This is a genomic window from Hymenobacter sp. 5317J-9 (assembly GCF_022921075.1).
Lineage (GTDB): Bacteria > Bacteroidota > Bacteroidia > Cytophagales > Hymenobacteraceae > Hymenobacter.
On record NZ_CP095050.1, the window covers coordinates 809,063 to 834,597 of the forward strand.

General features: G+C 64.0%; 22 protein-coding genes and 1 riboswitch. Of the genes, 11 read left to right on the top strand and 11 right to left on the bottom strand.

The annotated features are described in order from the left end of the window. Positions 1 to 40: 40 nt before the first annotated feature. The 5 genes from MUN81_RS03245 to MUN81_RS03265 all read right to left on the bottom strand — a co-directional run bounded on the left by MUN81_RS03245 (position 41) and on the right by MUN81_RS03265 (position 6,163). Positions 41 to 454 carry an ATP-binding protein gene (locus tag MUN81_RS03245; protein ID WP_245114970.1) on the bottom strand — a complete coding sequence of 138 codons (414 nt, stop codon included), beginning with the start codon at positions 452 to 454 and terminating at the stop codon, positions 41 to 43. A gap of 103 nt (positions 455 to 557) precedes the next feature. Then, entirely contained in the window at positions 558 to 887 is a 330-nt protein-coding gene (locus MUN81_RS03250) for an STAS domain-containing protein (RefSeq protein WP_198976574.1), read from the bottom strand. Positions 888 to 902: 15 nt separating this feature from the next. Continuing rightward, on the bottom strand, positions 903 to 3,005 hold the full coding sequence (locus tag MUN81_RS03255; protein WP_245114972.1) for a GAF domain-containing SpoIIE family protein phosphatase: 2,103 nt from the start codon (positions 3,003 to 3,005) through the stop codon (positions 903 to 905). 179 nt (positions 3,006 to 3,184) lie between these two features. Continuing rightward, positions 3,185 to 4,663, bottom strand: coding sequence for an IMP dehydrogenase (gene guaB / locus MUN81_RS03260; protein WP_245114974.1), 1,479 nt, complete (start codon positions 4,661 to 4,663; stop codon positions 3,185 to 3,187). Positions 4,664 to 4,750: 87 nt separating this feature from the next. Continuing rightward, positions 4,751 to 6,163, bottom strand: coding sequence for an alpha/beta hydrolase-fold protein (locus MUN81_RS03265; protein ID WP_245114976.1), 1,413 nt, complete (start codon positions 6,161 to 6,163; stop codon positions 4,751 to 4,753). Between the two features lie 136 nt (positions 6,164 to 6,299). Between MUN81_RS03265 and MUN81_RS03270 the strand changes: the two genes are divergently transcribed. Together MUN81_RS03270 and MUN81_RS03275 are read left to right on the top strand one after the other, a co-directional pair. Further along, positions 6,300 to 7,151: an oxidoreductase gene (locus MUN81_RS03270; RefSeq protein ID WP_245114978.1), complete on the top strand. Its 852-nt coding sequence runs from the start codon at positions 6,300 to 6,302 to the stop codon at positions 7,149 to 7,151. A 104-nt stretch (positions 7,152 to 7,255) separates the two neighbouring features. Continuing rightward, complete coding sequence (locus MUN81_RS03275; RefSeq protein ID WP_245114980.1) at positions 7,256 to 8,095, top strand: FRG domain-containing protein; 840 nt, start codon at positions 7,256 to 7,258, stop codon at positions 8,093 to 8,095. Between the two features lie 91 nt (positions 8,096 to 8,186). Here the strand turns inward: MUN81_RS03275 and hrpB are convergent, their stop codons facing one another. The 4 genes from hrpB to MUN81_RS03295 all read right to left on the bottom strand — a co-directional run bounded on the left by hrpB (position 8,187) and on the right by MUN81_RS03295 (position 13,703). Further along, the gene (gene hrpB / locus MUN81_RS03280; RefSeq protein ID WP_245114982.1) at positions 8,187 to 10,769 is read right to left on the bottom strand and encodes an ATP-dependent helicase HrpB; all 2,583 of its coding nucleotides are present in this window, start codon (positions 10,767 to 10,769) and stop codon (positions 8,187 to 8,189) included. A 75-nt stretch (positions 10,770 to 10,844) separates the two neighbouring features. Continuing rightward, positions 10,845 to 12,440: a hypothetical protein gene (locus MUN81_RS03285; RefSeq protein ID WP_245114984.1), complete on the bottom strand. Its 1,596-nt coding sequence runs from the start codon at positions 12,438 to 12,440 to the stop codon at positions 10,845 to 10,847. 63 nt (positions 12,441 to 12,503) lie between these two features. Then, the gene (locus MUN81_RS03290) at positions 12,504 to 13,292 is read right to left on the bottom strand and encodes a DUF2071 domain-containing protein (RefSeq protein ID WP_245114986.1); all 789 of its coding nucleotides are present in this window, start codon (positions 13,290 to 13,292) and stop codon (positions 12,504 to 12,506) included. Positions 13,293 to 13,370: 78 nt separating this feature from the next. After that, positions 13,371 to 13,703: a rhodanese-like domain-containing protein gene (locus MUN81_RS03295; RefSeq protein WP_245114988.1), complete on the bottom strand. Its 333-nt coding sequence runs from the start codon at positions 13,701 to 13,703 to the stop codon at positions 13,371 to 13,373. A 67-nt stretch (positions 13,704 to 13,770) separates the two neighbouring features. Between MUN81_RS03295 and pnuC the strand changes: the two genes are divergently transcribed. The 3 genes from pnuC to MUN81_RS03310 all read left to right on the top strand — a co-directional run bounded on the left by pnuC (position 13,771) and on the right by MUN81_RS03310 (position 16,482). Then, on the top strand, positions 13,771 to 14,403 hold the full coding sequence (pnuC, locus tag MUN81_RS03300) for a nicotinamide riboside transporter PnuC (RefSeq protein WP_245114990.1): 633 nt from the start codon (positions 13,771 to 13,773) through the stop codon (positions 14,401 to 14,403). Between the two features lie 156 nt (positions 14,404 to 14,559). Beyond that, the gene (locus MUN81_RS03305) at positions 14,560 to 15,999 is read left to right on the top strand and encodes an AAA family ATPase (RefSeq protein WP_245114992.1); all 1,440 of its coding nucleotides are present in this window, start codon (positions 14,560 to 14,562) and stop codon (positions 15,997 to 15,999) included. Positions 16,000 to 16,026: 27 nt separating this feature from the next. Then, the gene (locus MUN81_RS03310) at positions 16,027 to 16,482 is read left to right on the top strand and encodes a GNAT family N-acetyltransferase (RefSeq protein WP_245114994.1); all 456 of its coding nucleotides are present in this window, start codon (positions 16,027 to 16,029) and stop codon (positions 16,480 to 16,482) included. A 6-nt stretch (positions 16,483 to 16,488) separates the two neighbouring features. On the opposite strand, the gene MUN81_RS03315 is transcribed toward MUN81_RS03310, so the two are convergent. Then, positions 16,489 to 16,713: a hypothetical protein gene (locus MUN81_RS03315; RefSeq protein WP_190925985.1), complete on the bottom strand. Its 225-nt coding sequence runs from the start codon at positions 16,711 to 16,713 to the stop codon at positions 16,489 to 16,491. A 160-nt stretch (positions 16,714 to 16,873) separates the two neighbouring features. Next, positions 16,874 to 16,979, top strand: a riboswitch (TPP riboswitch). A gap of 61 nt (positions 16,980 to 17,040) precedes the next feature. Between MUN81_RS03315 and MUN81_RS03320 the strand changes: the two genes are divergently transcribed. After that, positions 17,041 to 19,284, top strand: coding sequence for a TonB-dependent receptor (locus tag MUN81_RS03320; RefSeq protein WP_245114996.1), 2,244 nt, complete (start codon positions 17,041 to 17,043; stop codon positions 19,282 to 19,284). 56 nt (positions 19,285 to 19,340) lie between these two features. Here the strand turns inward: MUN81_RS03320 and MUN81_RS03325 are convergent, their stop codons facing one another. Continuing rightward, the gene (locus tag MUN81_RS03325) at positions 19,341 to 21,098 is read right to left on the bottom strand and encodes an APC family permease (protein WP_245114998.1); all 1,758 of its coding nucleotides are present in this window, start codon (positions 21,096 to 21,098) and stop codon (positions 19,341 to 19,343) included. 189 nt (positions 21,099 to 21,287) lie between these two features. On the opposite strand from MUN81_RS03325, the gene MUN81_RS03330 reads away from it, so the two are divergent. From MUN81_RS03330 to MUN81_RS03350, 5 genes are all read left to right on the top strand, one after another. Next, positions 21,288 to 22,523 carry an acyl-CoA dehydrogenase family protein gene (locus MUN81_RS03330; protein WP_245115000.1) on the top strand — a complete coding sequence of 412 codons (1,236 nt, stop codon included), beginning with the start codon at positions 21,288 to 21,290 and terminating at the stop codon, positions 22,521 to 22,523. Between the two features lie 71 nt (positions 22,524 to 22,594). Beyond that, positions 22,595 to 23,239, top strand: a complete 645-nt coding sequence (locus MUN81_RS03335; RefSeq protein WP_245115002.1) for a hypothetical protein — start codon at positions 22,595 to 22,597, stop codon at positions 23,237 to 23,239. 121 nt (positions 23,240 to 23,360) lie between these two features. Further along, positions 23,361 to 23,708, top strand: a complete 348-nt coding sequence (locus MUN81_RS03340) for an HIRAN domain-containing protein (RefSeq protein WP_245115004.1) — start codon at positions 23,361 to 23,363, stop codon at positions 23,706 to 23,708. A gap of 220 nt (positions 23,709 to 23,928) precedes the next feature. Further along, complete coding sequence (gene ruvB, locus MUN81_RS03345; RefSeq protein ID WP_245115006.1) at positions 23,929 to 24,984, top strand: Holliday junction branch migration DNA helicase RuvB; 1,056 nt, start codon at positions 23,929 to 23,931, stop codon at positions 24,982 to 24,984. 66 nt (positions 24,985 to 25,050) lie between these two features. Then, positions 25,051 to 25,533, top strand: coding sequence for a YdeI/OmpD-associated family protein (locus tag MUN81_RS03350; protein WP_245115008.1), 483 nt, complete (start codon positions 25,051 to 25,053; stop codon positions 25,531 to 25,533). Positions 25,534 to 25,535 lie beyond the last annotated feature (2 nt).

Sequence of the window (25,535 nt, forward strand, 5' to 3'; positions counted from 1 at the left end):
GCAAAGAGGCTTCGTGGCGCTTGGCCCGGCGGAATGTTGCTTATGCCAAGTGCTTGCTCAGGTGGCACACCGTGTGGTTGCCGCGGGTGAAAAACTCCACCCGGTCCATGAGGCGGTTGACCAGGGTCATGCCCATGCCGCCCTTGCGGCCCTCGCGGATGTAGGAGCGCAGGTCGGGGTTTTGGTGGGCGCCGGGCAGGAAAATGGTGTCGCCGTTGTCGGCAATTTCCACGTTGAGCTCGTGCGGACCGAATGCCAGCTCCAAGTCCAGAAACTGGGTTTCGTCCTCGCCGTTGGCGTGGATGATGAAGTTGGCCACCACCTCGTCGATGGCCAGCACTACCTGATTGACCGTGATTTCGGGCAGGTTGCGGCTGTTGAGGTAATTCCGCACAAAGTCCCGCACCTGCTGGAGGTGGCTGCGGGAGCAGGCAATGCGGAGGGTGGATTTCATCGGGTGGTCAAACGTTAAAAGTTGAGAGTCAGGAGTTGCCAGTGATATAGTCGGGAGGCGCGAAGGCCCACGTTCAACTGCTCACTCTTAACTCGTAACTCACCTATGCAGCTTCGGCTTCGGCGGCGCTGGGTACGATGGTCATCAGCGCATCGAGGCCCAGAATTTCGAACACGTTGAACACTTTTTCCTGCATGTTGAAGAACACCAGCTTCACGTTGGCATCCTGAAAACGCTGCAGGTGCGAGATGAACACTCCCAGGCCGGCCGAGGAGATATAGCTGAGCTTGGCACAGTCGACCAGCACCTTGCGGTAGTTGAGGATGTCCGGCTTGGCCAATTCGGTGTCAAGCACAATGGCGGAGCTAGCGTCGAGCTCGCCATCGAGCAGGAGGGTGAGGGTTTCGGCGGAGGGTTGGGCAGTTACTTTCATAATGAGGTCGATACGTCAGGCCAACAGTGGGGGTTGGGCCGACTTGAATTTAATGACCAGCAGGGTCTGGTCGTCGTGAATCGGATGCCCGTGGGTGAAGGCGTTGAGGTCCTTCAAAATAAAGTCCTTGATTTCGTTCGCTTCTTGGTAATAGCTCTCTTCGAGGCGCAGCTTGAGGCGGTCTTCGCCGTATTCTTCGGTGCCGTCGCCGCCCCGGGCTTCCACGATGCCGTCGGTGTAAATCACCATCACGTCGCCGGGGCTGTAGTCGTAAAACTGGTTCTTGATGTGCTTCTCGTAGCTCTCGTTGCGGATGATGCCGAGCCCGAGGCCCTGCGACTCAAAGTAAAACACCTCCTCGCGCAGGGCGTGATAGTACAGCGTGTGGCAGTGCCCGGCGCGGGCAAACACGAAGCCACCCTGCTCATAATCAATGATGTAGAGCGACGAGGTGATGAACGACGATTTCTCTAGGCAGTGGGTGAGGGCCGCGTTGGCCTGGGCCATGAAGCGGCTGGGCACCGGAAATTTGTCCCGCTCGTTTTTCGCCAGCGGGTTTTCCTGCATCAGCGAATGGAAAATGCCCTTCATCTGAGCCATGTGGAAGGCCGCCGTCACGCCCTTGCCGCTCACGTCGCCGATGATGACGGCCAGCCGCCGGCCCGGCAGGTGCAGGAAATCGTAAAAATCGCCGCCCACTTCCTTGGCCGCCAGCGAGTGCGAGCTGATGTCGAACCAGTTGTCGGTGGGCAGGTTTTTCGGAATGAGGCTGTCCTGCACCTGCGAGGCAATTTTCAGCTCCTCCTGCGTGCGCTGGTTTTCCAGCGACGTGCGCACCAGCTCCAGGTTTTCGATGCTGAGCACGGCCTGGCTGGTGAAGGTTTGCAGGATGCTCAGGTCTTCGCGGTCAAAGGTGTTGGGCTCTACCTTGAGCAGGTAGAGCATGCCGTAGTTGAAGTGCAGACCGCGCAGGGGCAGCTGCAGCAGCGAGCGGTAGTGCTGCGTGGTGCCCTCGAACCCGATGCGGGCGTGCAGGTCGTTGGTGATGAAATCGCCCTCGGGCAGGTCGTGGCCCTGCAGGCGGGCGCGGAGGGCATCGGCCTGTTCGGGCTCGAGGTTGAAATACTGCGTGGCGGCCGCCGCAGTCACGCCCGAGTGGCCGGGGTCGAGGTCGAGCCAGGCGGCATCGGCCTTCACCGTCTGCACCGCCGACTCCAGCAGAATGTGGTACACCTCGGCCGTGGTTTGGCCGCGCTGAATGATTTGGGTGAGGCGCTGCAGACGCAGGATTTCGCTGCGCCGCTGCTCGATGACGTCGGCAATGGGCAGGTTGAAGAACGTCACCAACAAGCCCATTAAGGCATAAAATGCCGAGAAGAAAGCCGTGAGCAGCAGAAACGCGTGCTGCGGCTGCGGCGCAATGAGCTGCGGGTCGGCCTGCGTGACGCGGAAGTACTGCACAAATACCAGCACACTAAACAGCAGGCCGGACTGCAGCAGCACGGCGCGCCACTTCTCGCGCTGGCTGAGGTAGGCCACCCATTTCTGGTGCCCGCTCAGGTAGATGCCGTATAGGCCAAGCAGCACCACCAGGGGAATGCCGATGTAATTGGGCGGGTTGACGCCCACCAGCCGGAACAGCAGCGTAGCGCCCAGCAGCACCTCAAAAACCGTCCACTCGCGCTGCAGGCGGGGCAACGACCGAAACAGCACCAGCGCCCGCCACGCGTAGTTGGTGCGCGCCAGAAAAACAACGAATAGCCCCAGGTTCAGGGTATAGATGCTGGTGAAGAACAGGCCGTTGCTGTCGAATACCGGCTGGTCTTTCATGAGACGTTCCAGCAGGTGCAGGCCGATGCAGGCCAACGCCAGCAGGCCCGGCCCCGTGAGCAGGCGCCGCAACAGGCGCACGAACGCCTGCCCGTGCAGCGGCGAGGGCTGGTAGCGGTAATAGAGAAACACGCCCAGCACGAACACCCCCTGCGCCAGCTGCGTGGTCCATTCCGGCCAAGTGCCCAGCCACGGCCCGGCGCCCGAGTGGCTCAGGGCACTCAGTAGCAGCAGGACCCAGCTCAGGAAGCTAAGCGGCAGCAGAAAAGAGGGTAAGCGTTGAAGCACAGACAGAAACTAGGAATAACACAAGCTCACCAGCCCGTTGCGCCGTGGCTAGCGCTCAACCGGCATGCAAGATACAATCCCCCCGCAAAAGCAAGCCCAACATTATGGCATGACTGAAGGAGCCCCGCCAGCGTAGGCCGGCGGGGCTCCTTGGAGGTCAGGGCGCTAAAAAATTACGCTTACCGGCTCGAATAGTTCGGCGCCTCGCGGGTGATTTGCACGTCGTGCGGGTGCGACTCGCGCAGGCCAGCCCCGGTGATGCGCACAAACTGCGCGGCCTGCAACGCCTCAATATTGCGTGCGCCCACATAGCCCATGCCCGCGCGCAGGCCGCCGGCCAACTGGTAAATCACCTCGCTCACGTTGCCTTTGAAGGGCACGCGGCCCACAATGCCCTCGGGCACCAGCTTCTTCACGTCATCCTCGGCATCCTGGAAGTACCGGTCTTTGCTGCCGTCCTCCATGGCTTCCACCGAGCCCATGCCGCGGTACGATTTGTACTTGCGGCCTTCGTAGATGATGAGGTCGCCGGGCGCTTCTTCGGTGCCGGCCAGCAGCGAGCCCACCATCACGGCGGCGGCGCCCCCGGCCAGGGCCTTCACCAGGTCGCCCGAAAACTTGATGCCGCCGTCGGCCACCAGCGTCACGCCGGTGCCTTCCAAGCCCTTCGCGGCTTCGAGCACGGCCGAAAGCTGCGGCACGCCAATGCCGGCAATGATGCGCGTGGTGCAGATGGAGCCCGGGCCCACGCCTACTTTCACCACGTCGGCGCCGGCGTCGGCCAGGGCTTTGGCGCCGGCGGCGGTGGCCACGTTGCCGGCCATCACGGGCAGCTTGGGGTAGGCGGCTTTGATGGCGCGCACGGCGTCTAGCACGCCCTTGGAGTGGCCGTGGGCGGTGTCGAGGCTCACGATGTCGACGCCGGCCTCGACCAGCGCCGCGACGCGGGGCAGCAGGTCGGCCGTGACGCCCACGGCGGCGCCCACGCGCAGGCGGCCCTGGCCGTCTTTGCTGGCGTGCGGGGTGCGGCGGCGCTTGCGAATGTCTTTGTACGTCATCAGGCCGGCCAAGCGGCCTTCGGTGTCCACGAGGGGCAGCTTGTCCACTTTGCTGTCGGTGAGGAGCTGCTCGGCGGCGGCTTGGTCGATGCCGGCGGGGGCCGTCACGAGGCGGTCGAGCGGAATCATGACCGTGGTCACGGGCTGGGTCAGGTCGGTTTCGAAGCGCAGGTCGCGGCTGGTGAGGATGCCTTGCAAGGTGTGGTCTGGGGCCACCACCGGGATGCCGCCGATGTTGTGCTTGCGCATGAGCTGGCGGGCGTCGGCCAGGGTGGCGGTGGGCGGCAGCGTGAACGGGTCCTGAATCAGGGCCGACTCGCTGCGCTTCACGCGGCGCACGTGCTCGGCCTGCGCCTTGATGGACATGTTCTTGTGAATGATGCCCAGGCCGCCTTCCTGCGCCAGCGCAATGGCCATGTCCGACTCCGTGACGGTGTCCATGGCCGCCGAAATGAGCGGGGTGTGCAGCCGGATGGTGGGGGTGAGGCGGGTGCCGGTGTCGCAGTCTCGGGGGAGCACCTCGGAGTATGCCGGCAGCAGCAGCACGTCGTCGTAGGTGAGGGCCTCGAAGGCAATTTTAGGGGTTGCGGAGTCCGCCATGGCAAAAGGGGTTGGGGGTTGGTACCTTTTGCCAGTCAAAGTTACGGCGGGAAATTGGGTTGAAAGCGCTTAAATAGAAGAGCGGCTTTATTCCTTCGTGAATTTTACCACGCCCACCTCATTGCCGGCCACTACCCGTGAGAGGTAAAGCCCACTGGCTAAGCTGCGTAGGTTCACAGCCTGGCCGTTGCGCACGGCTGCTCGCAGTACGGTGCGCCCCTGAGAGTCGCTGATTTCCAGGCCAACTTCGGCCAGAGCGGCGGGGAGCACCACGTGCAGCTCCTGCGCAACGGGGTTGGGGTAGAGGCTCACGGCCAGGCGTTGGGCAGGGCGGGCCGCCGTGGCCACGCCGGGGGCATACAGCCAAGAATAACCGGCCGGAAACTCGCGCTTCCAGAACCACTCGGCGTGTTGGCCGTCGGTGCGGGTGTTGAAGTTGAGGTTAGCCGCCGGCACACCGCCGCGCTGCAAAGAATCGCGCATGGCGGCCATCTGGGGCACCATGGTGGTGCTCTCGGCAGTGCCGCTCACGAAGTAGAAGCGGGTGTTGGGGTTGGCGGGGTGAGCGTGCACGTACTGGAACAGCTGCGTGGCCGCAAACCAGTAGGCCGGCGAAAACACGCCCACTTTACCAAACACCGTGGGCTCGCGCAGGGCGGCGTAGGTGGCAATGAGCGCGCCCATGCTGGAACCCGCGATGCCGGTATTTTCGCGGCTGGTCAGGGTGCGGTAGTTGGCGTCGATGTAGGGCTTCAGGGTTTGCACCAGGAAGTCGACGTAAAGGTCGCCTTGCCCGCCGCCGTACTGCGGGTTGTTCCAGGGCGAGTACTCGTCGAGCCGGGCGCTGCCGTTGTCGACGGCCACCACAATGCAGCCGGTGGGGTCCTGGCCGCTGGCTTGCAGCTGGTTCAGGGTTTCGTCCACGCTCCACTCGCCGGCAAAGGAGGTGCGGGCGTCGAACACGTTCTGGCCATCTTGCATATACAGCACCGGGTAGCGGCGCCCGCTGCTGGCGTAGTCGGCCGGCAGATACAGCCACACGCGCCGGGTACGCCCCAGCTGCGGCATGGCAAACGTGGTGGAAATCACCGTGACGTTGGCCGCCGCCGTGGACGTGCCGGTGGGCGTACCGCCCGCCAGGTCTTCCCAGTTCAATACCTGGTGCAGCACCGTGGCGCCCGCGCCGGCAATGGTGTACGTCCGGTTGGGCACCTGCCCGTTGGAAGCCGTGGTTTCGACCGCCGCCCACGAGCCGCGGGTGAATTTGTACTCAATAGACCCCGTCACCGAGGCGGGCAGGGTGATGGAATACGTGCCATCGGCCGAATTGTACGCCAGGGCGTGGGCCGCGCTGGCGGGGTTCCAATTGTTGAAAGTGCCCGCCATGTAGATGGTGGCATTGGCCGGCGTATTGCTGGGAACGGCCGTAATGCGGAAGGTGGTTTGGGCCTGGGCGGCAAGCCCCAGCAAGGCCAGCAGGAAGGTAAAAAGCTTTTTCATAGCGCAGCGGGACAGAGTGGGAATGGACGTGGCACGAAGGTACGTCCGCGAGCTGCGGCCTATGCTTTCGACCGTTTGGTCAAACAATTCAATACCTCAACTCGTCTTAGCGCCTACCATTTCATTGCAATTCATCATGCCCGATTCCACTCCCCAAACCTGGTTTATTACCGGCGCCTCGTCCGGCTTCGGCGAAGCCCTGGCCGACCACGTGCTCGAACAAGGCGGCCGCGTGGCCGCCACCTTCCGCAAGCCCGAGCAGGCCGCGGACTTCACCGCCAAAACCCCCGACCGCACCCTCGGCGTGGTGGCCGACGTGACCAACGAAGGCCAAGTGAAAACGGCCATTGCCGATTCCATTGCCCGTTTTGGCCAGCTCGATGTGGTGGTGAACAACGCCGGCTACGGCTCCATGGGCAGCATCGAGGAGGTGCCGGCCGAGGAGGTGCAGCGCCAGTTCGACGTGAACGTGTTCGGGGCCTTGCACGTGCTGCGGGCCGTGCTGCCGCACCTGCGCGAGCGCAAAAGCGGCCACGTGCTCAACATCACCAGCATCGGCGGGCTGAAAACTTTTCCCGGCGTGGGCATCTACAACGCTTCCAAATTTGCCCTGGAGGCCATTGGCGAGAGCCTGAGCCAGCAGGTGGGCCCGCTCGGCATCAAGGTCACCAACATCGAGCCCAGCGGCTTCCGCACGAAGTGGGCCGGCGAGTCGGCTACCATCGCCAACACGAAAATCGATGACTATCAGCCCACCGTGGGCGAAAACATCCGCGGCATTGAGGGTTACAGCGGCCGCCAGCCCGGCGACCCCGTGCGCGCCGCCAAGGCCATGTACGACGTAGTGCAGATGGAAAACCCGCCCCTGCACCTGCCCTTGGGCAAAGCCGCCGTGAAGGGCGCCCGCGACAAGTTTGCGACCCTTACTAAAGAGCTGGAGCAGTACGCCGACATGGGCGACGCCGCCGATTTTCCGGCCGGTGAGTAAGAAAAAACTGGTCGGCTGCCGACTACAAACGGTCATGCGGCGCGCCGCATGACCGTTCTTTTTGGTAACATAGGCTTGCCCGCCGCCCGACTTATCTTCGCCCCATGCCGCATTCTACCAACGACCACCGCGCCACCTCTTGGGAAGACCTGCAGCGCCTGCTGTTCCAGAATACCTGGGACGGGCGCATCGGGCGGTTTCGGTCGCCGTTTGTGTACCGGGGCAGCCGTTCGCGGCATTATCTGCTGAATACCAGCTTGCAGCGCCTCGGCGGCGAGTACCACCGCCTGGAGCACCACCTGCTGCGCAACTTCCGCAAATACGCCCGCGACACGCCCATGCAGGCCGCCGGCGCCAGCACCTGGGACTGGCTGGCCCTGGCCCAGCACCACGGCTTGCCCACCCGCCTACTCGACTGGACCTACTCGCCCTACGTGGCCCTGCACTTTGCCACCGACGACCTCGACGCCTACCACGAAGACGGCATCGTGTGGGCCCTGAACTACGTGAAAGCCGCCGAGCACCTGCCCCAACGCCTGCGCCAGGCCCTGCGCCAGGAGGGGTCCAACGTTTTCACCTCCGAGCTTCTTCAGCCCGAAAGCAGCAGCCTGCACGAGCTGGAGCAGCTGCAGGCCGAACCCTACGTGCTGTTTCTGGAGCCGCCCAGCCTCGATGCGCGCATCGTGCACCAATACGCGCTGTTTTCGCTGATGAGTACGGCCCAGAGCGTGCTGCACGATTGGCTGGCCGCCCGCCCCGAGCTGTATTTCCGCATCATCATTCCGGCCGAGCTCAAATGGGAAGTGCGCGACAAGCTCGACCAGGCCAACATTACCGAGCGGGTGCTGCTGCCGGGCCTCGGTGGCCTCAGCCGCTGGCTGCACCGCCACTACTCGCCCCGCACCGATGGTCGCAGCTTCCTGGATGAGAACGAGATGCGGTGATTCAGTGAGCAGTGAACAGTGAGCAGTGAACAGTTGGCAGATGAGGCTAAGCTGTTTTGTTCACTGTTCACTGTTCACTGTTCACTGAAGTTTACTGTCCTAGCCGCTTCTTCGTGAGCTTGGTGGGGATGTGTTCCATAGGCTTATCGGGCCAGGGGTGCTTGGGGTAGCGGCCCTTCAAATCTTTGCGCACATCGAAGTAGCCCTTTTCCCAAAAGCTGCGCAGGTCGCGCGTGACCTGGGCCGGCCGGCCGCCGGGCGAGAGCAGGTGCAGCAGCAGCGGCACCCGCCCGCCCGCCACCGCGGGCGTTTCGGTGAGGCCGAACAACTCCTGCAGCTTCACGGCCAGCACGGGCGCGGCGGGGTCGCTATAGTCGAGGGTGATGTGCGAGCCGCTGGGCACCTCCAGCTCGGCTGGCGCGAGGCGGTCGAGGGTCTGGCGCTGGGCCCAGCTGCCGGGCAGGCGCGCCAGCAGCGGCTCGTATAAGTCCAGACGCTGGACCTGGTCGAGGGTTTTGAGGCCGGTAAGGTGCGGACCCAGCCACTCGGGTAACTCCCGGGTCAAGGTTTCGTCGTCGAAGGCCGGCCACGCTTCGGCCGCGCCGTCTTCGGCGGCGGGAAAGTGCTGCCGCAAGAATTCCAGCCGCTGCTGCAGTTGGCGGGCGCCGGGCGTCCAGTTCAGCTTGCTCACGCCGGCTTCCAGCAAATAGTCCAGCAAGGCCCGCGCCACCAGTGAGGCATCGGGCTGGCCAATGACTTTTTCGTCGAGCAACAGGGCGCCCAGGCGGCGCACCCGGCGGCCGGTCACGCGCTGGGCGGCCGGGTCGTAGCGCACCTCATCGGTGGTCGTAATCTGGTCGGCAAAGGCCAGCTCCAGCTCGTCTTGCCCCAGGGGCGCGGCCAGCGTAGCCCGCGGCGCCGAGGCCGTGCCCGCCAAATGCGCCACCGCAAAAAACGTGGCCTGCGGGTCTACGTCCGTCGTGTTCAGGCTCACGCGCTGGCCCGTCACGAGGCGCAGGCGGTCGTGCGTTTCGCGCTGGGCCAGCCGGTCAGGATAAGCAAGCGCCGTGAGCAGGCCGACTGGTGAATTGGTGAGGTGGTGGGGTGGTGAGGCCGCGGCTTTGCCCAGACGGCCGGTCAGGTTGCGGGCCACGTCGCGCACGCGCTGCAGCGTGGCGTGGTGCAGCGCCAGACCCGGCAGCGGCGGCCGGCCGCTGGTTAGGGCTTCGAGACGCAAGCGCAGGTCGGGCGGCGCGGGGCGCGTGTCGGTGGGAGAGGCCCAGCGCAGCAGGTCGCGCTCAGCCAGCAAAGCGGCCAAGGAAGCAGCTGAGGTGCCGTGCCCCAGTTCCTGTCCGCGCACCACCAAGTGGCCCAGGCGCGGCGGTAGGCCCAGCGCGGCCAGCTGCCGGCCATGCGCCGTGGGTTTGATGGCCGCAGTAGTGGTCACCATGGCTCCTAAGCGTAAGAGTAATTCCTGCGCCTGGCCAAAGGCAGCGGCGGGTGGCGCATCCAGCCAGCGCAGGGCGGTGGGCTCGGCCGCGCCCCATAGCGCTAGCTCCAGCGCCAGGCTGCTGAGGTCAGCAGTGTGGATTTCGGGCGGACGGTGGGCGGGCAGGTTGTGGTGCTCGGCTTCGGTCCAGAGGCGGTAGCAGGTGCCGGGGGCCAGGCGGCCGGCGCGGCCCCGGCGCTGGTCGGCGGCGGCGCGGGCCACGGGCACGGTTTCGAGGGTGGTGAAACCGGTGCGCGGCACGAAGCGCGGCACCCGCGCATAGCCGCCGTCAATTACTACCCGCACGCCCTCGATGGTGAGGCTGGTTTCGGCAATGCTGGTGGCCAGAATGACCTTGCGCCGTCCGGGTTTCGATGGTCGCAAGGCGGCGTCCTGGGTTTCGAGTGGCAATTCGCCGTGCAGCAGGTGCAGGTCGACGTACTCGGGCAGGGCATCTTCCAGCTTGCGGGCGCTGCGCTGCAGGTCGCCCACGCCGGGCAGGAAAACCAGGATGTCGCCCTCGGCGTGGGTGTTCAGCGCGGCGCGCACCTGCGCGGGCACCAGCTCGGCCAAGCGGTCGGCAGGCTTATTGGGCAGGGCGGCGGCCCGCCGCGGGTCGAGGTAGTGCGTTTCAATCGGAAACAGAAAGCCCGCCGACGACACCACCGGCGCGGGCAGCCACTGGCCCAGCCGCTGCGCTTCGAGCGTGGCGCTCATGATGAGGATGCGTAAATCATTGCGCAGCACGGCTTGCGCGTCCAGCGCCAGCGCTAGGCCTAGGTCGGCGTTCAGGCTGCGCTCGTGAAATTCATCGAACACCACCGCGGCCACGCCTTCCAGCGCCGGGTCGTCCTGAATCATGCGCGTCAGAATGCCTTCGGTGATGACTTCCACGCGGGTTTCGGCGCTCACCTTGCTGTCGAGCCGCACGCGGTAGCCAATGGTGCGGCCCACGGGCTCGCCCAGCAGCTGAGCCAGGCGGGCGGCAGCACCGCGCACGGCCAGCTGACGCGGCTCCAGCACCAGAATTTTATCGTTGGGGTTGCGCCACTCGGCGGCCAGCAGCTCCAGGGGTACCACGGTGGTTTTGCCGGCACCCGGCGGCGCTTCCAGCACCACGCGGCTGTTGGCCGCCAGCGCGGCCCGCAAGGCAGGCAGCGCCGCGAGGATGGGCAAGTCGGGCAACGGCGGCAAAACGAAGGCGGGGTTCACCCGGCAAAATTACATCTGCTTTAAGCGGCCCCGTTGCCAGACCGCGCCTTACTTGCCGGGGGTAGTCGGGCGGGGAGCCGAAGCTAGAAGAGCGGGGGTAAGGACGGCTAAAAAACTGCTGCGGTCCGTTAGGCCAGCCGGCAGCGCCGCCGGTTGGTGGCCGAAGCGGCTGCCAGAAGTTTTGGCCAACTCCCCGCTTAGCCACACCTTGGGCCCCGCCACCGCTAGAGTGAGGGCGTCGTCGTCGTGGGGGCCGCCCACGCCTTGTGCCCAGGTAAACCCCGCAGCGGGGCCGGTATCGGTGAGCTTGGCCACGAAGCCATCGGTCTGGCCAACGGAAGACAGCGCCGTGCGGCCAAAGCTAGCCGGGGCGGCAGGAAGGTGCTGTTTTCGGTCGTGGCGGTGGCCGAAGAAACCGGCCACGTACACTTCGGTGCCCTGCACGGCCATGGCGTACACGCCGTCGTCGCCCAGCCCCCCGGCGCGCTCGGCCCACACAAAGCGGCCACTGGCGCCCGTGTCCGTGAGCTTGGCCACGAAGGCATCCGAACCAAACGTTCCGGTGGAGCGACGTGGGCCGCAAACAATACCGGATTTTGGATTGGACGAGTCCGGCAGGTACACGTGCTGGTCCGCATTGGTCAAAGCAAGGGCGCCGAATGTGGCCACGTTGCCCCCAAAATAGCCCGCCAAGTACACACTCTTGCCCCGCACCGCCAAGGCGCGAACGTAGTCGAGGCCGTCGCTGCCCACGCGTTGGCACCAGCCAAAACGGCTGGTGGCTCCCAGGTCGGCGAGTTTGGCGATGAAGACGTTGCTGAGGCCCTTCGCCGTGAGGGACGTGGGGCCAAAAGACACTGAGCCGGAGAAATGACCAGCCACGTACACGCCGCTGCCGCTCACGGCCAGGAGAGGCCCCGAATCGTAGCCACTGCCCCCGGCCTGCTGCGCCCAGCCAAACCGAGCAGCGGGGCCGGTATCGGTGAGCTTGGCCACGAAGATGTCGGGGCTGGTAGCTGTCTGGCCGGTGGTGGCCAACGTGGTGCTGCCGAATTGGGCAGCCTGGGTGAATAGGCCGCCCAGGTACAGTGTGTTGGCGTTGGCGGCCAGGGCCGTGGCGCGGTCATTGCCCGCGCCGCCGGCTCGCGCGGCCCACACAAAAGCGGCCGCCGTGCCATGGTCGCTGAGCTTGGCCACAAACGCATCCGAGCCGCCAGCCGAGGTCAGGGTGGTGGTGCCAAAAGTGGCCGTAGCCGGCGCGCTCGCCGTTTCGGCCGCCGTGCCGCCAAATTGACCCACCACATACACCGCATCACGATGCAGCGCCAGGGATGCGGAATGGTCGAAACCGCTACCGCCGGCTCGTTGGGCCCACACGTATTTTCCCAAAGCCCCGCTCCATTTGGCCACAAACACGTCAGAGCCACCGGCGCTGTTCAGCTCGGTGCTGCCGAGGCGGACTGTGCCCCAGAAGGAGCCGGCCACGTACACATTACCAGCCGCATCGGCCACCGTGGCGTTGATGCGCGACGAGCTTTCGTTCGTTTGGGCGCTCATCATGGCTACTTGCCAAGCCGGCGCTTGCGCAAAGGCCCCGATGCCCCGAAAAACGATAAGTAGTAGCATGAGACGAGCCCAAGTCATGGCAGAGAAGCTAAGTAGTGAGCGCGAAAATCAACAGCCAATGTACGCGCTAGTCGACTGGGTTCAAACGCGCTGCATGGGCCACAGCTCCACGCTCACGGGGCCGCCCGCGTGCACCAGCGGCGCCCCGGCGGGCGTGGGCAAGCCGTGGCTTTCTACCAGCGACGACTCGTAGTGCAGCACCTGCGCCGCGCTCAGGGGCCAGGGCTGGTGGGCCACCCGGCCCCGGTAGAGGCGGGTCTGAGCCTTGTTGCTGGCGTAAAGGCAGTAGCGCTCAGTAAGAAAAAAGGCCAGCGAGCCGGGCTCGGCCGGGGGCAGGGGCGTTCCGATTTTCCAGGTGGCGCGGAAGCTGGCGGCTGGCATGCGCCCCTGCGCGCGCCGCGCTGTGAACTGCCGCAGCTGGGCACTGGGGCTGTCCAGGCGCATGGTGGCGCGCAGGTAGGGCAGGTGGAAAAAGGTGCGCGCCACCCACACGGCCAGCGGGCTGGTGGCATCGAGCGAGAAAAACCACACGCCGGGCACGCCGTCGAGGTGCACGTAGGTGCGCACGTTCAGCTCCAGAAATTCGTCGGTGCCGGGCACGGGCGGCGTGAGGCGGGTGCTCACCTTCGACATCTTGAAGGGCACCACCGCCAGCCAGGCCATGCCGTCGTAGGTGTCGACGCGGAGGCGGGGCGGCAGCAGCGGCTGTAGCAGCGCCGCTGGCACCGGCCAGTGCATAAACAGGAGGTCGCTCCACTGCTGGCGCAGCAGCGGCGCGCCCAGGGGCCGCTCGCGCAGCGCTAGGCGGGCGGCCAGGGTGGGGGCGCTAGGGTCGGCCACAGCGGGCGGGGCAAAAGCAGAATCGGGCATCGCGAAATCAGATTGTATGCCTACAACGGATTCCGGCCCCGAACGATGGTGGAATGTTTGCCCGCCTTCGCAATGGCCTCAGTAAGTCGGAAACGCCGGGTCCACCTGCTCGGCCCAGGCGGCCACGCCGCCGCGCAGGTTCAGCACGTTGGTGCGGCCCAGGCGCTGGCGCAGGTAGCCCGCGGCCTGGCCCGAGCGCACGCCGTGATGGCAGATGACGACTACCGGGCCTTCCTCCCGAATTTCGGCCGTGCGGCGTGTGAACTCGCTCAGGGGCACGAGTTGGCTGCCGGGCAGGTGGCAGTAGTCGTATTCTTCGGGTTCGCGCACGTCGATGAGCTGCAGGTCGTGGCCGGCTTGCAGGCGGCGGTGCAGTTCGGTAGCGGTAATTTCCAGCGGGGCGCTTTCCATGGCAGAGCGTTAGAGGGCGCAAAAGTAGGGGCGAGGCTACCTTGCGGCCTCGCTAGTTTCTGCTTCTGTGGCTGCACTGCTTTTGTTTGATGTTTTGGCGGCGGTCCGGGCCGCCATTCAGTCGGCGTCGCCGCTGGAAGTGGCGGCGGTGGTTACCGGCGCAGCTTGCGTGTGGCTGGCGGCCCGCAATTCCATCTGGAATTTCCCCGTGGGCATCGTCAATGGCATCCTTTACTTGGTGGTATTCTGGCAAAGCCGGCTCTATTCCGACGCCGGCCTGCAGCTGGCTTTCATTGCTTTGCTCGTGTATGGCTGGGTGAAGTGGTTGCGCAAAGCCATGGGGCCGGAGTTACCCATCACGCGCACGCCCCGACGGTTGGCGGCGTGGCTGGCCGTCGCGGGCCTGCTCTACGCGGGTGTGGCGGGCTTTCTGTTTGCCGAGCACACCGACGCCGCGCTGCCGTATTGGGACAGCACTACCACGGCCATCAGCTTGGTGGCGCAGCTGCTGCTCTCGCGCCGTCACATCGAGAATTGGCTGCTCTGGATTGGCGTCGACGTAGCTTACGTGGGCATGTACTGGCACCGCGACCTCTACCTAACCAGCGGCCTTTACGTGGTGTTTCTGGGACTGGCCGCCTACGGCTACTGGCAGTGGCGGCGGGAGCTGGCCCGGGACACCCCGGCGCTTACGGCTTAATATGAAGGCAGATAGTGGGGGGAAATGTAGTAAAGTCGTGGCTTCCTGCAATCTTTGCCAGGCCGCGCTGCCCGGAGACACCCGCGTTATCCACCCATAACGACTCCCTGGCGTCGGCGCTTTCCCTTCTGTGCCGCCCCCTTCCATCCCTCACTTTTGCTGCGCATTTCTTTAACCGGCCCCGAATCAACGGGCAAATCGACGTTGGCTGCCCAGCTGGCGGCCCACTACGGCACGTCCTTCGCCCCCGAATACGCCCGCGAGTACCTTGCCGAAAGCGGCCCCCACTACACCCTGGCGGACCTGGAGGAAATAGCCCGCGGCCAGGTGGCCGCCGAAGCCGAGGCCATGCGCACGGCCCGCCGCGTGGTGTTTTGCGACAGCGACCTGCTGGTGATAAAAATCTGGTCCGAGCACGCCTTCGGCACTTGCCCGGAGTGGATATTGCGCCAAATTGATGAGCAGCAGTATGATTTGGTGCTGCTGATGGGCGTGGACATTCCCTGGCAGCCCGACCCGCTGCGCGAGCACCCCCACCTGCGCCAGCAGTTCTACGACCTATACCAGCGCGAATTGCGGGACCGCATGTCCAACTTCGCCGAAATTTCGGGGCCGCCCGACCGTCGGTTTGCTCAGGCGCGCTTTCTCGTGGACGAGCTCCTGCTGGCCGCCGAGCGCCGTATTTCATCGCCAGAAGTTTTGTTGCCCACTGCCGCCATGCCCACCTACACCCTGCGCACGCCGCGCTGCCAAGCCGTTTTTGCCGCCCACGGCGCCGAGCTCACCAGCTTCATCACCACCGCCAATGAGCTGGAATACATCTGGCCCGGCGACCCCGCCGTGTGGGCCCGGCACGCGCCCGTGCTGTTTCCGCTGGTGGGCCGCCTGCCCAACGACGCCTACCACTACGAAGGCCGCGACTACAAGCTGCCCCAGCACGGGTTTGCCCGCGACCAGGAATTTGCCGTGCTGCGCCACTCCGACACCGAGCTGGTGTTTCAGCTGCAGCACGACGAAGCCACCCGGAACGTCTTTCCGTTTGCCTTCGAGCTCACCATCACCTACACCTTGCGCGACACCCAACTCACCGTGCGCTGGGACGTGCGCAACCCCGCCGAAACCCAGCCGCTGCTCTTCAGCATTGGCGCGCACCCGGCAGTGCGCTGCCCCCTGCTGCCGGGCGAAGCCTTCGACGACTATTTCTTCCAGTTCGACCACCCCGTGACCCTGGAGCGCCACCTGCTGCGGGGCGGCCTGCTCACGGGCCAGACGGCGCCCGTGCTGAACGACGAGCAGGAGCTGCCGCTGAGCTACGCCCTGTTTGCCGACGACGCCCTCGTGTTCAAGCACTACGACTTCACCAGCCTCACGCTGCGCTCGCGCAAGTCGGAACGGTTCGTGCGCTTTCAGTTTGATGGTTTTCCCTACCTGGGCCTCTGGACCAAAGGGCCCGGCGCGGGCTTTGTGTGCGTGGAGCCCTGGCACGGCGTGGCCAGCCCCGACGGCGCCCCCGGCGAGCTGCGCGATAAGGAAGGCATCCTGACTCTGGAACCGGGCCAGGTGTTCACGGCTGCCTACACCATGGAGGTGGGCTAAAGGCGGTCCGCACCGGTTCTTGTTGCTATGCCCAGCGCCGTCTCCATTCGCTCCATTACGCCCGCCGATACCTACGCCCTGCGGCACCAGGTGCTGTGGCCTGATAAGCCGCTGGAATACGTCAAAATAGCGGACGACCACGCCGGGCACCATTTCGGGGCCTTCCAGCAGGACGAGCTGGTGGCCGTTATCTCCTTGTTTGTGACCGGGAACGAGTCGCGCTTCCGCAAGTTTGCCACCCGGCCCGACTACCAGCGGCAGGGCGTGGGCAGCGCCCTGCTCCGTCGCACTTTCACCGAAGCGCAGCGCCTGGGGGCCCGGCACATCTGGTGCGATGCCCGGCAGGACAGCGCCGCGTTTTACGCACGCTTCGGCTTGCGGCCCGAAGGCGACATCTTTTACAAAGGCCCTATTCCTTACGTGCGCATGGCCGGCCAACTGCGGGAGCTGGCCGGCCATGAAACGGGCAATGGCCCGGCATAAACGGGGCTACACGCCGATGCGGCGGCGGTTGTATTCGGGTTCCCAGTCGTTGATGGGGCGCGAGATGCCGGGCGGCAGGTCGAGGTCGGGCAGGCCGGGGTCGTGCGGCTCGCCGCCGTCGTCGTCGCCGTCGTGGGGCGGGGGCGGGGGCAGCACCCGGCGCCGGCGGGGCATGACCAGCACGAACAGAAAAAAAGCGCAAAAGGCAACGGCGTAGACGAGGCTGAACATGGCAAAAGCGGCTGAAGCGGTGCGGAGCCTTAAAACGCAGGCCCCCGGCCCGGCGTTGCGCGGCCGGCGTCCCTAAATTAACTGACAGTCAGGAAACGTCCGCGCATTGGGCGTAGAGAACAAGAAAAAAAGATGTCGGGCGCCCGGGGTGTTACCTTTGCGGCCTGTTTAGGGGTGCTGCGGTTGAGGTCAACCGCGGCTGAGATGATACCCATCGAACCTGAACCGGGTAATGCCGGCGCAGGGAACAAACAATCCGCGGACGTTTCCGCTGCCGCTCCGACCCCTGGGGCGACGGCGCGTTCCATTTTTTCACCCGTTTAATTTTTGAAAACTGTACTGCTTGCCGGAGCCGCCCTTGTGGGCCTGGCTGCGGCCCCAGCGCGGGCCCAGCAAACCCCTGGGCTGCCCGATACCAGCAAGGTGCGCCGCATTCTCACGCCCGAAGCGGTGGTGACGGCCACCCGCGCCACCGACAAAACCGGCACCGCCTACCAGAACGTGAGCCGCCAGGAGCTGCAGGCCCGCAACTTTGGCCAGGACATTCCCTACCTGCTCGACCAGACCCCGAGCGTGGTCACGACCTCCGACGCCGGCACCGGCGTGGGCTACACCGGCATTCGCATTCGCGGCACCGACGGCACCCGCATCAACGTGACGCTGAACGGCGTGCCGGTGAACGAGGCCGAAAGCCACGGCGTGTTTTTCGTCGATTTGCCGGACTTGGCGTCGTCCACCCAAAGCATTCAGGTGCAGCGCGGGGCCGGGCCCAGCACCAACGGCGCGGGCGCCTTCGGAGCCAGCCTGAACGTGGAAACCCTCGGCCTGCGGCCCAAGGCCTACGCCGAAGTGAACAACTCGGCCGGCTCGTTTGGCACTTGGAAATCGACCATCATGGCCGGCACGGGGCTCATCAACGGCCACTTTTCGGTAGATGCCCGCGCCTCGCGGGTGCAGAGCGACGGCTACGTTGACCGCGCCTCGTCGCGGCTGAAGTCGTTGTACCTGACCGGCACGTACTCCGACGACAAGACCCTGCTGCGCGCCCTCGTGCTCACCGGCTACGAAACCACCTACCAAAGCTGGTACGGCTTGGCCGACTCGCTGCTGCGCCGCAACCGCCGCTACAACGAAGCCGGCACCGATGCCGGCCAGCACCTGCCGGCCTATAAAAACCAGACCGACAACTACCAGCAGGACTACTACCAGTTCCTGATTTCGCGCCAGCTCGCGCCGACGCTTAACCTGAGCGTGACGCCGTTCTGGACGCGCGGCGGTGGCTACTACGAGGAGTATAAAGCCAATCAGGAATTCGAGAAGTACGGCATCAGCGGGCCGGTGTACCAGCCGGCGGCCGCCGGCGGGTTCGACACGCTGCGCACCACCGACGTCATTCGGCGGCGCTGGCTGAAAACCGATATGTACGGGGCCACGTTCGCCCTGCAGGCCCGGCCCGTCAGCGGGCTCATCACCGAGGCCACGCTGGGCGGGGCCGTGTTGGGCTACCGGGGCCAGCATTTCGATGAGCTGACCTGGGCGCAGCGCGGCGCGTTCATTCCCGAAACCGGCACGCGCTACAACGACGAGCCCAACGCCCACAAGCAGGACATCAACGTGTATAGCCGCGTGAACGTGGACCTGACAGGCCAGCTGGCGGGCTTTGCCGACCTGCAATACCGCTTCGTGCGCTACGAACTATACGCGCCCGACGGCCGCCCCGACGGCGCCAAAAGCCAGCAAACGACCCGGTTCAACTTCGTCAACCCCAAGTTTGGCCTCACCTACCAGTTGCGGCCAACTACCCAACTCTACGCCTCTTTCGCGCTGGCCCAGCGCGAGCCCACCCGCACCGACTACACCGACACGCCCGCCGAGCGCCGGCCCACCGCCGAAATGCTCTACAACTACGAGCTGGGCTTGCGCCGCGCCACCGAGAAGGTGCAGGCCAACCTGAACCTGTACTACATGTACTACCACAATCAGTTGGTGCTGAGCGGCCGCCTCGACGACGTGGGCAATGCCATTCACACCAACGTGGCCGAGAGCTACCGCCGCGGCGTGGAAGGCCAGGTGACCTACCGCCCCGTGCCAACCCTGAGCCTGACGGGTACGGCCACCGCCAGCCAGAACAAAATCAACAACTACACCGACTACCTGACCGACTACGACCAGGGCGGCGAAAAAGCCACCACCTTCTCGCAAACCAACATTGCGTTTTCGCCCAGCCTCACGGCGGCCTACACCGTGGAGTACGAAGCCCTGCCCGGCCTGAAGCTGGCGGCGCTGGCTCGCTACGCTGGCCGCCAATACCTCGACAACACCAGCACCGAAGCCCGCAGCATTGCCCCCTACTACGTGCAGGACGTGCGCCTGCGCTACCTCTGGCAGCCGCAGAAATGGGGCTTCCGGGAAGTGGAGCTGGCCGTGCTGGTCAACAACGTGTTTGCCACCGAATACGTGAACAACGGCTATACCTACGGCTACGTGTACGGCGGGCAAACGCAGTACTTCAACTACTACTACCCGCAGGCCAAAACCAATTTCCTGGCCTCGCTGAACGTACGGTTCTAAGTCTCCTTGGCCCACAAAAAAAACCCGATACGTGCAGTGTCGGGGCTTTTTTGTGGTCAGATAATCAGCCGCACGCCGCCCAGCTCCGAAATCTGGTACGGAAACCGGTCGCCGGGCGAGCCGATGAACATGAAGTTTTTGGGGATGTTCCACTGCTCGGAAAGCTCCTCAATCAGGGCCGGGCCGAACGTGCCGTGAATGGTCACGAATTCCACTTCAATCTGCTCGTAGGCGCGGTCCAGCACCCGGATGTCGTTCAGCAGCTCCTCGGGGTACTTCTCGCCTTCTTTGAGCAGGGTCACGATGCGCAACCGGTTGGTAAATTCGTTTTCCACCACGTAGGCCATCACCTTGTTGAGGTTCGAGACGTTGTCGCCCTTCGTGAAAAACACGAACTCCTGCTGGGCCAGCTCCTTCAGCTGCCGCCGCACCTTGAGGCGGGCCAGCCGCGCCACCCGCGGCAGGTGGCTGGCCAACCGCTCGGCCGCCGACAGCGCCAGGTTGAGAATGGCAATGCGGTTGAGCATGATGGACACCACGGCCATGGCCGGCAGGAAATACTCCAGGAACACAATGAGGTACTCGGGGTGAATGCGGACGTTGCCGAACAAGGCCACCAGCACGCCCAGCAACGCCAGCGTGACCGTGAGAATGCCCGCGTACACGGGCCGCGGCAGGTTGGGCCGCTTGCCCTTCAGCAGGAAGTTGCCGAGGGCAAACAGGGCCATCACCGACAAAAACGAAATGGTGTACACGCCCGCCAGCGTGCCCAGCTGCCCCTGCGTGATGAACAGTACCGACACGCAGAGTACGAAGAAAACAATGAGAATGAGGTAGTTGCTGCCGCGCTTGTTTTCCTTCAAAAAAACCTGCGGCAGAATGCGGTCCAGGGTCATGCGCTTCATCAGCCCGCTCACACCCACGAACGACGTGAGCACGGCCCCGCTGAGCACGGCCACGGCGTTCACCGAAATGGCCACGCCCAACCACGGCCCGCCCGTGACGGTGCCCAGGTGCGAAAGCAGCGTTTCGGTGTGCTGGCCCACTTCCACCAGCGGTAGCACCGCAATGGCCAGAAAGGCAATGAGCGGGTTGAACACCGTGACCACCACCCACATGTTGCGCAGCGTTTTCTGAAACACGCCGCGGGCCTGCTCTTCCACAAAGTTGGCCGAGCTCTCGAAGCCCGAAATGCCCAGCATGGCCGCGCTAAACCCAAAAAACAGCGCGTTGAGGATGCTGCCGCCCTTCACGGGCACCTGGAAGTTGAGGGTCAGGTTGTGCAGGCCGTGGGTGGCCAGGTACCAGCCCGTCATGCCCACCAACACCGTGAGCGAGGTCAGGTGCACCAGAAAAATAACCACCGCCACGATGGCCGACTCCGACATGCCCAGGATGGTGAGCAGCAAAAACAGCCCCAGCAGCCCCACCGTGGCCCAAATGATGGGCAGGCCCTCCCACAGCGTATGCAGGTAGTGCATGGCCTCGTTGGCCGAAAGCACCGCCGTGGCCATGTACGAGAGGATGGTGAGGCAGGCGGCCAGGGCGGCGTTGCGCTTGCTGGTGGTGTTCAGCAGCACGTTGTAGGCGCCGCCGTTCAGCGGCAGGGCGCCCACCACTTCGCCGTAGATTTTGCGAAACAGAAACAGCACCGCGCCCACCACCAGCAGGGCCAGCCAGGCGTACTGGCCCGCGTAGGAAATGGCCAGCGCCGACACGTAGAGGCACGACGAGGAAATGTCGTTGCCGCAAATGGCAGTGGCTTCCAGCTCATTCAGCTTGGCGGCGTGGGTGGGATGCTCGGCGGTGGCCATGAGGAAAGGATGAATTTTTGGCAAGCATACGGCTTTGTGCGCCAAACGGCGCGGATAGCCGCCGCGGCCCATTGAAACCGGGCCGCCAAGCGGCAGACGATAAGGCCGCTGGCTGCAACCACGCCTGCGCCCCGGCTGTTACCTTTGCAACCATACTCCCACCCAATTCCCACCACCCACTTTTCGCTTATGTCCTCGCAAGCCGACGTACTCTCCCCCGAAGCCAAAGCCCATACCGCCCAGAAAGGCAGCACCAACGCCAACGGCTTCACCGATTATTTCGACCTCGACGGCCTGCTCACCGAAGAGCACCTGCTCATTCGCCAGAGCATCCGCGATTTCGTGAAGAAGGAGATTTCGCCCAACATCGAAAAGTGGGCGCAGGACGCGCACTTCCCTTCGGAAATCGTGCGCAAGTTTGGCGACGTGGGCGCCTTCGGCCCCACCATACCGCAGGAATACGGCGGCGGCGGGCTCGACTACATCAGCTACGGCCTCATCATGCAGGAAATTGAGCGCGGCGACTCGGGCATGCGCTCCACCGCCTCGGTGCAGGGCTCGCTGGTGATGTTTCCCATCTACGCCTACGGCTCGGAAGAGCAGCGCAAGAAGTACCTGCCCAAGCTCGCCAGCGGCGAGTGGCTGGGCTGCTTCGGCCTCACCGAGCCCGACCACGGCTCGAACCCCGGCGGCATGACCACCAACCTCAAGGACATGGGCGACCATTACCTGCTGAACGGCGCCAAGCTCTGGATTTCGAACTCGCCCGAGTGCCAGGTGGCCGTGGTGTGGGCCAAAAACGAACAGGGCCGCATCAAGGGCGTCATCGTGGAGCGCGGCATGGAAGGCTTCAGCACCCCCGAAATCCACAACAAGTGGAGCCTGCGCGCCTCCTGCACCGGCGAGCTAGTGTTTGAGGACGTGAAAATCCCCAAAGAGAATATCCTGCCCAACATTGACGGCCTCAAAGGCCCGCTGTCCTGCCTCGATTCGGCCCGCTTCGGCATTGCCTGGGGTGCCATCGGCGCGGCCATCGACTGCTACGAGTCGGCCCTGAAATACTCCCTGCAGCGCGAGCAGTTCGGCAAGCCCATCGCCAGCTACCAGCTCCAGCAGAAGAAGCTGGCCGAGATGATTACCGAAATCACCAAGGCCCAGCTCATGGCCTGGCGCCTGGGCGTGCTCAAAAACGAAGGCAAAGCCACCAGCGCCCAAATCTCCATGGCCAAGCGCAACTCCGTGGAAATGGCCTTGCACATTGCCCGCGAAGCCCGCCAGATTCACGGCGGCATGGGCATCACCGGCGAGTACCCCATCATGCGCCACATGATGAACCTGGAATCGGTGATTACATACGAGGGCACGCACGACATTCACCTGCTGATTACGGGCGCAGATATCACGGGCATTCAGGCGTTCAAATAGCATATTTCACAGTTTTGATAAAAAGCCGCCGTTCCGCACGCAGAACGGCGGCTTTTTGCGTTAGTGCCCCGATGCAAAAGTTTGGCTTTCTCCTATTGCTATTATTGTTTGAGGCGGTTGTCTGCCGCGCTCAGGAGGGTGCCGAGAAGCTGAAATATCAGCTGGTGGAAGCCATTTTGGAGGAGCTCCCGACGCAGTTTGCCTATGCAAAGCTCGGCCCGGATGGCTTGTACCACCGGCTGCCTCCAATGGTGACCGATACCCCAGTGGTGCGGCTGCTGCTGCTCGACCACCCCTATTCAACCGACCTCGACTACCGGATTGTGTTGGCCGAGGATGGTACTTATGAGCGGACCCAGCTCCTGAAGTACTTCACGGCTGCCGATGTGGCTTACATGCGTCAGCAATTGCCGGCCAGCAAGCTGTTCCGATTTGAACAGGCCAAATTCCGGGAGCCCTGGGTCACGGTGGTTTCGCTCGATACCATGATGGCGCTCAATAAGCGCTTACGCCGGGAAACAGAATTTTCGAGCAGCAATTTGCTGCTACAACGTTATGGCAACGACCGAACCACCGCCGTTTGGGGCATTTTGCTCTCTAAAAACCACAAGCGGGCGTTGGTAAACGTGGGCGGAGACGGCTGGCGGACCAGCGTGTACGTCAAAAGAGGAACCACCTGGTACAAAGAAACCGACCTGTTCGTAGTAGCTTATTAAGCCGAAGCCTCTCAACTTCTCCCGCCCACAAGCTTCCGGACGACGGGGCAAACCGCTGCGTTGCCCCCTTCGTGGTTGCTGCTGAGGCAAAATGCTGCGGGAATCGCCGTAATTTGGCCCCATGATGAAAATCGTGACCGACTCTGAACCCCTTGTGCTGCTCGAGTGCCTCGTGGCCGGCACCTCGCACCGCCCCAATCTGGAGAAATACGAGCCGACTCTGCAGGTAGGCCAGGCTCTGCTGCTCACCCGCGAGCCCGATAACCACTACGACGACTGGGCCGTGCAAGTGCACACCGCCCCCGCCGACTCGGCCGATAACGTGTGGCTGGGCTACCTGCCCGAAGGCCGCAACGAAACCGTGGCCCGCCTGCTCGACGCCGGCAAGAACCTCTCGGCCCGCCTCAACCACAAATCCTGGGAAACCGACTGGCTACACCTCGACATTGAAGTGCTGCTGCACGAATAGGAGCAAGGTGTCATCAGGACTTTTGTCATCCTGAGCGCAGCGAAGGACTTTATCACGTTTGCACCGCAGGAATTAAGGTAAGCAACTCTAACGTGATAAAGTCCTTCGCTGCGCTCAGGATGACAAACGAATTTTTACTTCCTCGAAGGAGCTTTTTTGCCCCCAATGCGGTTACTCACTAGCTTAGCAAGCGCCGACCAATCATTTTAGCAATATCATTATGCGCGAAGCCTTTCTCACCGGCGGAACCGACGGATTCGATGCCACCGACAAGGACATCGACAAAGCCCTCCGCCCGCTTAGTTTCGACGACTTCACGGGCCAGGACAAGATTCTGGAGAACTTGAAAGTCTTCGTGGCCGCCGCCAAGCAGCGCGGCGACGCCCTCGACCACATGCTGCTGCACGGCCCTCCCGGCCTGGGCAAAACCACCCTCTCGCACATCATCGCCAACGAGCTGGGTTCGGGCATCAAGATGACCAGCGGCCCGGTGCTCGACAAGCCCAGCGACCTCGCCGGCCTGCTCACCAATCTGGAGCCGCACGACGTGCTGTTCATCGACGAAATCCACCGCCTCAACCCCGTGGTGGAAGAGTACCTCTACTCGGCGATGGAGGACTACCGCATCGACATCATGCTCGACTCGGGCCCCAACGCCCGCTCGGTGCAGATTTCGCTCTCGCCCTTCACCCTCGTGGGCGCCACCACGCGCTCGGGCATGCTCACGGCGCCGCTGCGGGCCCGTTTCGGCATTTCGGCCCGCCTCGAGTACTACGATTCCAAGCTGCTGACCACCATCGTGCAGCGTTCGGCCGAAATTCTGGGTACGCCCATTCACGAGGACGCGGCCTTTGAAATTGCCCGTCGCTCGCGCGGCACGCCCCGCATTGCCAACAACCTGCTGCGCCGCACCCGCGACTTCGCCCAAATCAAAGGCGACGGCACCATCACGGTCGAAATCGCGCAGTTTGCCCTCAATGCCCTCGACGTGGACGCCCGCGGCCTCGACGACATGGACAAGCGCATTCTCACCACCATCATCGACAAGTTCAAGGGTGGCCCGGTGGGCATCAGCACCATCGCCACGGCCTGCGGCGAGGAAGGCGAAACCATCGAAGAAGTGTACGAGCCGTTCCTGATTCAGGAGGGCTACATCAAGCGCACCTCGCGCGGCCGGGAAGCCACCGAAGCCGCGTATCAGCACCTCGGCCGCCTGTTGCCCAACCACCTGCGCGGCAACAACGGCGTGAGCTTATTTGACGAGATAACCTCGTAATTTATTGTTGAACACACAAAAACGCACCGCCACTTGGCGGTGCGTTTTTGTTTGCCGATGCTAGCCATGCACACGTTTACCGCGCCGCTGGAAATAATTGGTGTCAATCCTTTTGTGCAGGTGCCCGAAGCAATACTGGCCGATATTTTTGCCCAGGCAGGGCGCAGCAAAGGCCCGATACGGGTGCTTGGCACCGTGAACGGCCGGCCCTACCAGCAAACGCTGGTGCGCTACGCCGGCCTCTGGCGCCTCTACATCAACCTGCTGATGCTGGCCAATTCGCCCCGCCGCATCGGGGAAGTGCTGGCCATTGCCATCGACTACAATCCGGAGGCCGCGCCGGTGCTGTCCTGCCCGGCCTTCGAGCAGGCGCTGGCCGAAACTCCCGCAGCCCGGGCGGTGTTTGCGGGCCTGTCGCCTTCGCGGCAACACGAAATAGTGCGCTACCTCCTCAGCCTGAAAACCGACGAGAGCCTGGAGCGCAATCTGGGCCTTGCCATTGGTTTTTTGCTGGGCAAAAACCGTTTCGTCGGCCGCGACCGGCCTTAATC

Excerpts from the sequence above, each read along its gene's own strand:
- MUN81_RS03245 (WP_245114970.1), bottom strand. The coding sequence starts at position 454 with ATGAAATCCACCCTCCGCATTGCCTGCTCCCGCAGCCACCTCCAGCAG.
- MUN81_RS03250 (WP_198976574.1), bottom strand. The coding sequence starts at position 887 with ATGAAAGTAACTGCCCAACCCTCCGCCGAAACCCTCACCCTCCTGCTC.
- guaB (WP_245114974.1), bottom strand. The coding sequence starts at position 4,663 with ATGGCGGACTCCGCAACCCCTAAAATTGCCTTCGAGGCCCTCACCTAC.
- MUN81_RS03265 (WP_245114976.1), bottom strand. The coding sequence starts at position 6,163 with ATGAAAAAGCTTTTTACCTTCCTGCTGGCCTTGCTGGGGCTTGCCGCC.
- MUN81_RS03270 (WP_245114978.1), top strand. The coding sequence starts at position 6,300 with ATGCCCGATTCCACTCCCCAAACCTGGTTTATTACCGGCGCCTCGTCC.
- MUN81_RS03275 (WP_245114980.1), top strand. The coding sequence starts at position 7,256 with ATGCCGCATTCTACCAACGACCACCGCGCCACCTCTTGGGAAGACCTG.
- MUN81_RS03285 (WP_245114984.1), bottom strand. The coding sequence starts at position 12,440 with ATGACTTGGGCTCGTCTCATGCTACTACTTATCGTTTTTCGGGGCATC.
- MUN81_RS03290 (WP_245114986.1), bottom strand. The coding sequence starts at position 13,292 with ATGCCCGATTCTGCTTTTGCCCCGCCCGCTGTGGCCGACCCTAGCGCC.
- MUN81_RS03295 (WP_245114988.1), bottom strand. The coding sequence starts at position 13,703 with ATGGAAAGCGCCCCGCTGGAAATTACCGCTACCGAACTGCACCGCCGC.
- MUN81_RS03310 (WP_245114994.1), top strand. The coding sequence starts at position 16,027 with ATGCCCAGCGCCGTCTCCATTCGCTCCATTACGCCCGCCGATACCTAC.
- MUN81_RS03315 (WP_190925985.1), bottom strand. The coding sequence starts at position 16,713 with ATGTTCAGCCTCGTCTACGCCGTTGCCTTTTGCGCTTTTTTTCTGTTC.
- MUN81_RS03325 (WP_245114998.1), bottom strand. The coding sequence starts at position 21,098 with ATGGCCACCGCCGAGCATCCCACCCACGCCGCCAAGCTGAATGAGCTG.
- MUN81_RS03330 (WP_245115000.1), top strand. The coding sequence starts at position 21,288 with ATGTCCTCGCAAGCCGACGTACTCTCCCCCGAAGCCAAAGCCCATACC.
- MUN81_RS03335 (WP_245115002.1), top strand. The coding sequence starts at position 22,595 with ATGCAAAAGTTTGGCTTTCTCCTATTGCTATTATTGTTTGAGGCGGTT.
- MUN81_RS03340 (WP_245115004.1), top strand. The coding sequence starts at position 23,361 with ATGATGAAAATCGTGACCGACTCTGAACCCCTTGTGCTGCTCGAGTGC.
- ruvB (WP_245115006.1), top strand. The coding sequence starts at position 23,929 with ATGCGCGAAGCCTTTCTCACCGGCGGAACCGACGGATTCGATGCCACC.
- MUN81_RS03350 (WP_245115008.1), top strand. The coding sequence starts at position 25,051 with ATGCACACGTTTACCGCGCCGCTGGAAATAATTGGTGTCAATCCTTTT.